This window comes from Sphingomonas sp., assembly GCF_026460985.1.
GTDB lineage: Bacteria > Pseudomonadota > Alphaproteobacteria > Sphingomonadales > Sphingomonadaceae > Sphingomonas.
On record NZ_JAPKNM010000035.1, the window covers coordinates 1 to 5,545 of the forward strand.

At 66.2% G+C, this 5,545-nt stretch carries 6 protein-coding genes; 3 read left to right on the forward strand and 3 right to left on the reverse strand.

From position 1 onward, the window contains the following. Nucleotides 1-662: HAMP domain-containing protein (locus MT490_RS06425; protein ID WP_297385323.1), on the reverse strand; the 662-nt coding region annotated here is incomplete at its 3' end. Nucleotides 663-857: 195 nt separating this feature from the next. Here MT490_RS06425 and MT490_RS06430 point away from each other — a divergent pair. From MT490_RS06430 to MT490_RS06440, 3 genes are read left to right on the forward strand one after another with little or no spacing between them, the layout of a single operon-like run. Further along, complete coding sequence (locus MT490_RS06430; RefSeq protein WP_297385325.1) at nt 858-1,229, forward strand: hypothetical protein; 372 nt, start codon at nt 858-860, stop codon at nt 1,227-1,229. Between the two features lies 1 nt (nt 1,230). Continuing rightward, the gene (locus MT490_RS06435) at nt 1,231-1,509 is read left to right on the forward strand and encodes a DUF5985 family protein (RefSeq protein WP_297385327.1); all 279 of its coding nucleotides are present in this window, start codon (nt 1,231-1,233) and stop codon (nt 1,507-1,509) included. Then, nucleotides 1,506-1,766, forward strand: coding sequence for a DUF5985 family protein (locus tag MT490_RS06440; protein WP_297385329.1), 261 nt, complete (start codon nt 1,506-1,508; stop codon nt 1,764-1,766). Before MT490_RS06435 ends, MT490_RS06440 begins: the two co-directional genes overlap by 4 nt. Before the next feature lie 33 nt (nt 1,767-1,799). On the opposite strand, the gene MT490_RS06445 is transcribed toward MT490_RS06440, so the two are convergent. Then, the gene (locus tag MT490_RS06445; protein WP_363321730.1) at nt 1,800-4,196 is read right to left on the reverse strand and encodes a TonB-dependent receptor; all 2,397 of its coding nucleotides are present in this window, start codon (nt 4,194-4,196) and stop codon (nt 1,800-1,802) included. Between the two features lie 224 nt (nt 4,197-4,420). Next, a partial coding sequence (locus MT490_RS06450; RefSeq protein ID WP_297385333.1) for a sulfotransferase occupies nt 4,421-5,545 on the reverse strand: 1,125 nt, incomplete at its 5' end.

Here is a 5,545-nt window from a genome sequence, read left to right on the forward strand (position 1 = left end):
GTGATCTTCTTGGACAAGTCGCCCGAGGCCACCGCGGTGGTCACCTCGGCGATGTTGCGCACCTGGCCCGTCAGGTTGGTCGCCATCGCGTTGACGTTGTCGGTGAGGTCCTTCCAGGTGCCGGCGACGCCCTTCACGCGCGCCTGGCCGCCCAATTTGCCCTCGGTACCCACTTCGCGCGCCACGCGCGTCACTTCGGACGCGAACGAGGCGAGCTGCTCGACCATGGTGTTCACCACCTTGCCGATGCGCAGGAACTCGCCGCGCAGCGGGCGGCCGTCGATCTCGACGGTCATCGATTGCGAAAGATCGCCCTTGGCCACCGCGCCGATGACGCGCGCGACCTCGGCGGTCGGCTGGACCATGTCCTCGATGAGCTCGTTGACCGAGCGGAGCTTGGCTTCCCAGCCGCCAGTGGCACCGCGGACATGGCCGCGCTGGGTGATCTTGCCTTCCTTGCCGACGACGCGCGACAGGCGCTCGAACTCGCTCGTCATTCCATCCTCGATGGCGACGACTTCGTTGAACAGCGCGGCTATCTCGCCATCGGTGCCCGGCAGGTCCTCGGGCAGGCGGACGGAGAAATCACCGCGGCGGAAGCTGCGGAGCGCAGCGACGAGTTGACGGCGATCGAGCGTTTCGCGAGGTAGTTCGGCGTTCACCTGGTACTCCCGGCAAGAATCCCACCCCCCAGAAACGCTGAACGGCCCCCCGGCCTGGGACAAGCATAGCAACAGGCGTGATGTAGGAAAAGTGAACGTGCACACGGATTTGCGGCGAGTTGCGACATTTTGTCGAACCATTAGGAATGGCCGCGAAACTCGGGGGAAACACGCGGATGGGAGACGGCATGCAGAATGCCGGCCAGACAAGAGGTTTCCAGCTTCATCCGCTCGACTTTTCGCTCGGTCTGGGCGCTCGAACTGCTGTGCTTCCTGAAGAAGCACCGCGATCGCGCCTGGCAGCAGAGCGACCTGGTCGTCGCGCTCAGGGGCAGCGACCTGGTGGTGTCGCAGAGCGTCGAATCGCTGCTCGCCGCGGGACTGGTGGTGATCGGGCCCGGACAGCTGGTCCGCTATCAGCCGACGTCGGACGCGGTGGACGCACTCGCGAGTGCCGCCGAGGGGCTCTATGCCAGCCGGCCCGACGCGGTGCGCCGGATGATCGTCGCACCTGCGGCTTCGGGCCTGAGCAGCTTCGCCGATGCGTTCAAGCTGTGGAGGGACTGAGATGACCGCGTGGTTCCCCGCAATCGTCTATCTGCTCTGCTTCGCGACCAGCGCCGCCTGCGCGCTGCTGCTGGGCCGCAGCTATCGGCGCAGCGGCATGCGGCTGCTGCTATGGAGCGCGCTCTGTTTCTGGCTGCTCGCCGCGAACAACCTGTTCGTGATCGTCGACCTGCTGCTGATCCGCTCGGCCGACCTGGGGCTGGTGCGGCTGCTGCTCTCGCTGGCGGCAGTGGCGGTGCTCCTGTTCGGCTTCGTCTGGGACATGGAGGAGGATTCGTGACCCTGCTCGCCTTCCTCTCCGGCGCGGTGACGCTCGGCTTCGCGACCGCCGCCTTGTTCTTCCTGCGTTTCTGGCGCGACACGCGCGAGGAACTGTTCCTCGCCTTCGCGGCGGCATTCCTGTTGCTGGGAGTCGGCCAGGCGATCCTCGCGCTCGGCGGGATTCCCGACGAGCAGCGCAGTTGGGTCTATCTGGTCCGGCTGGTCGCGTTCCTGACGATCATCCTGGCGATCCTGCGCAAGAACCGCGCCCGCTGAGGCTACCGACCTCAGCGGGACGCCAGGGCAGCGTCAGAACCGCGTTCCGGCGCGCAGGCCGATCGTGCGCGGCATGATCGGCACGATGAGAGGCCGCTGGTCGCACGCGCCGCATTGCTGGAAACGCGAGATCTGCCCGCGCTCGTCCCAGATATTCTGCGCGAACAGCTCGAAGTTGAACTTGGCGAGCTCGAAGCCCAGCGCCAGATTGCCGGTCGTATAGGATTCGAGCCGGCCGAGCGCCGCGGCCTTGGCGATGCGGATGTCCGACGACGCCGAGCTCTGATGCGCGACCAGCCCCTGGATGTAACCGCGGCCGGATCCCAGCGGCACGCTGTAGCGCGCGGTGCCGCTGATCTTGAAGCGCGGGGTGATCGGAAGCCGGGTTCCCTCGGGTGCCAACACGTCGCTGCCGTCGCCGATGCAGATCTGCGTCGCGCAAAGATCCTCGCGCGTCTTGGCGTCGGTATACGAGCCCGCGACCGTCAGATTCAGCCCGCCCAGCGTCGCATTGGCATCCATCTCAACGCCGCGAATGCGCGCGTCGGGGCCGTTCTGGATGATCGTGAAGCTGTTCGGACCGAGGAACGAGAACTGGAAGTCCTTCCAGCTCTGCTGGTAGATCGCGCCGTTGAAGCGCAGCCTGCCATCGGCCAACGTCGTCTTCCAGCCGAGTTCGTAATTGTAGAGGACGTCGGCGGAATAGGGACCGACATCGCCGCGGCGATTGATCCCGCCCGGCCGGAAGCCGCTCGAAGCGACGGCGTAGAACATCAGCCCGTCGCTCGGCTTCCAGGTCAGGTTGAAACGGTAAGTGACACCCTGCCCACTCGTCTTCTTGGGGATCAGCTTGCCGTCCACATAGGTCGCCAGATTGGTGCACGGCCCGCCTTCGACCATCGCCGGCAGCAACGCGCTCGTGTCGCCGCCGTCGAGATAGGCGTCGCGCAATGTCCTGCCATCGGTCAGGTAGCAGCCGGCAACGCCCGTTCGCGAACTGCCGGCGGCGTTGAACGGCGAGGCGGTGTACGGACGCCCGTCCGCCGGGTCGACACCCGGGTTGCGGCCGAAACCGAAGAAACCGATCAGCGAGTTGTCATAGATATAGGCACGCCCGCCGGCAGTGAAGGTCAGCTGCGGCGTGAGGTCCAGGCTCGCCTCGCCGAACATCGCATAGTCCTTGTCGACGCGATGCTGCTGGGTGAGCCAGAGCGTGCCCGGCGAACCGTTGACCGACACGTCGGCCCCGAGGTTCGGGATCTGATAGTCCTGGTGGATGAGGTTGGACTGGCGCTGGTAGAACATGCCCGCGACGATCCGGAACGGATCCTCCGCCGGCGACGCGACGCGCAGTTCCTGGCTGGTCTTCTTGAAATGATCGGTGCCGATCACCCGCTGGCGCGGGTCGATCGTGTTGCCGGCATTGTCCAGATAGTAGAAATAGCCGGCGAGGCCGCCCACCGAGGCGTAGAGATTGTCATAGGCTTCCGAATAATCGGTGTAGTCGCTCGAGGAATAGGTCTTCCGGTCGAGATAGGCGCCGGCATAGGTGACGTCCCAATTGCCGATCTTGCCCTCGATCGTCAGCGCGCCCTGGATGAAGCGGTCGCGACGCGATTCGGGATAGAAGCGCTGGACCTCGAGATCGCCGACCTGCGGGTCGAAGGCGTAGCTGCCATGGCCGCGCATCTCCTGGTAGAGCACGGTCGGCGTGACCGTCCATGTCTCGTCCAGGTCGACCTTGAGCGCGGCACGCCCGCCCCAGGTCTCGGTGTCGTTGTAATTGTCCTCGACGAATTCGTCATTGTCGACCGTGATGCCGCCCGGCTGCGGCAGGAAGCTGCGCGTGCCCGGCACATTGTCGATATATCCCGCGTCGCGCTGGTAGAAGCCGACGACGCGCAGCGCCGCCCAGTTGGACAAGGGCGCGTTGATCATGCCCTCCAGCTTGCCGCCCTGCCCGCCATGCGCGACGGTGTTCACCTCGGCATCGACGCGGCCATCGAAGGCGCTGGCATCGGGCTTGTTGGTGATGATACGGATCGTGCCGGCCTGGCTCGATGCGCCGTAGAGCGTGCCCTGCGGCCCGGCGAGGCTCTCGATGCGCGCGATGTCGTAGATGTGCACGTCGAGCGTGCCGCCGATCGTCGTCACCGGCTGTTCGTCGAGATAGCTGCCGACCGAGGGGAGCGAGCCCGAATGGTTGCCGTCGCCGCCCGAGGCGACGCCGCGCATATAGACGGTGGTGACGCCGGGCTGCGACGTCTGGAACGCTACCGACGGCAGCAGCTGCGTGAATTCGTTGAAGTTGGAGATGTTGAGCTGGTCGAGCTTGCGCGTGCCGATCGCCTGGATGCTGATCGGCACCGACTGGATGTTCTCGTCACGCTTCTGCGCAGTGACGACGATCTCGTCCCGATCGGGCGGCAAATCCTCGGGGGCGGTCTGTGTTTCCTGGGCTTGCGCTACGGCTGGGAGGAGGAGGGCAGTCGAAGCGAGCAACCCGGAAATCACGGCACGGCGCATTGAAACGATCATCGCGGCCCCCAAGCGTAACATCGATGTCATGCGAGACTGTGGTGCGGCGCAATAAACGTCAATCGCCGCGCGGACGCGCATGTGCAATCTTCGCCGACCGTGATGTTTCTGCAACGTTACAAAGAATCGGGGACGTCCGGATAGCGCTCCGCCACGTCGCCGAGCGCGGCGAGAAGCGGCGCGAGATGCGGCGCGAAGGGCTTCCACGCACGGTCCCCGCCGGTGAAGATCGGCTGGCGAACCTGCTCGGAGCTCGCGGTGCGTACCGCCCGCTCGGTCTGGTGGAAGGCGAGGCAGGCCGGTTCGAAATCGACACCGCAGGCCTCCAGCAGACGCCGCACCTCGCGCTCGGTGTCTGCCACCAACGCCTCGTGGATCACGCGGTGCACCTTGCCGGGCTGCACCCGGTCGAGATGCGCCATCAGTCGCGCATAGGCGCGATAATAGCGGCCCATGTCGTCGAGCGCGTAGCTGAAGGCCTGGCCGCGCGCGAAATGCTGCTTGAAGTTGGAGAAGCAGCAGGCGCGCGGCTCGCGGCGTGCATCGATGATGGTCGCGTTGGGCAGGATCAGCCGGATCAGGACGACATGGGCCCAGTTGTTGGGCAGCTTGTCGACGAACAATGGGCGATCGCTGCGCCGCTGGACGGCGGTGCGGCGCAGATACTCCTCCCCCAGTTCCCGCGCGCGCTCCGCGGTCAGCGTGGCGAGACCATGGGGATAATCGGGGATCCGGCGTGCGAGCGCGGGCAGGTCGGGGAGCTCGGTGGTGCCTTCGATCGCACTGTGGCTGGCGAGGATCTGCTCGACCAGGGTCGATCCCGCGCGCGGCATGCCGAGCACGAAGACCGGATCGCGCGCGTCGCATCCCCAATCCGCCCGCGCCGCGAAGAAGTCGGGCGTCGCCAGCGCGATGCAATCGTCGACGAAGCGATCGGTCTCGTCGGCATCGTAGACCAGCTGCGTGCGGCGCAGCGCATTGCCCGCGGCATAATGGCCGAAGGCGCGGCCGGCGTCGCCGCGGTCCTCGAACGCCTTGCCCAGCGCGAAATCGAGATGGAACCGGTCCTCGTCCTGGATGTCGGGCGCCGCCGATGCCGCCTCCATCGCCGCGATGTCGGCCTCGTCGAAGCGGACGGTCTTGAGATTGGCGAGGCTCCACCACGCCTCGCCGAGCGCCGGGCGCAGCTCCAGCGCGCGGCGATAGGCGGCGACGCCGTCGGCCTGGCGGCCCACCGTCTT

Bases quoted from the DNA above. Each gene is read 5' to 3' on its own strand.
- MT490_RS06435 (WP_297385327.1), top strand. From the start codon at position 1,231: ATGACCGCGTGGTTCCCCGCAATCGTCTATCTGCTCTGCTTCGCGACC.
- MT490_RS06430 (WP_297385325.1), top strand. From the start codon at position 858: ATGCCGGCCAGACAAGAGGTTTCCAGCTTCATCCGCTCGACTTTTCGC.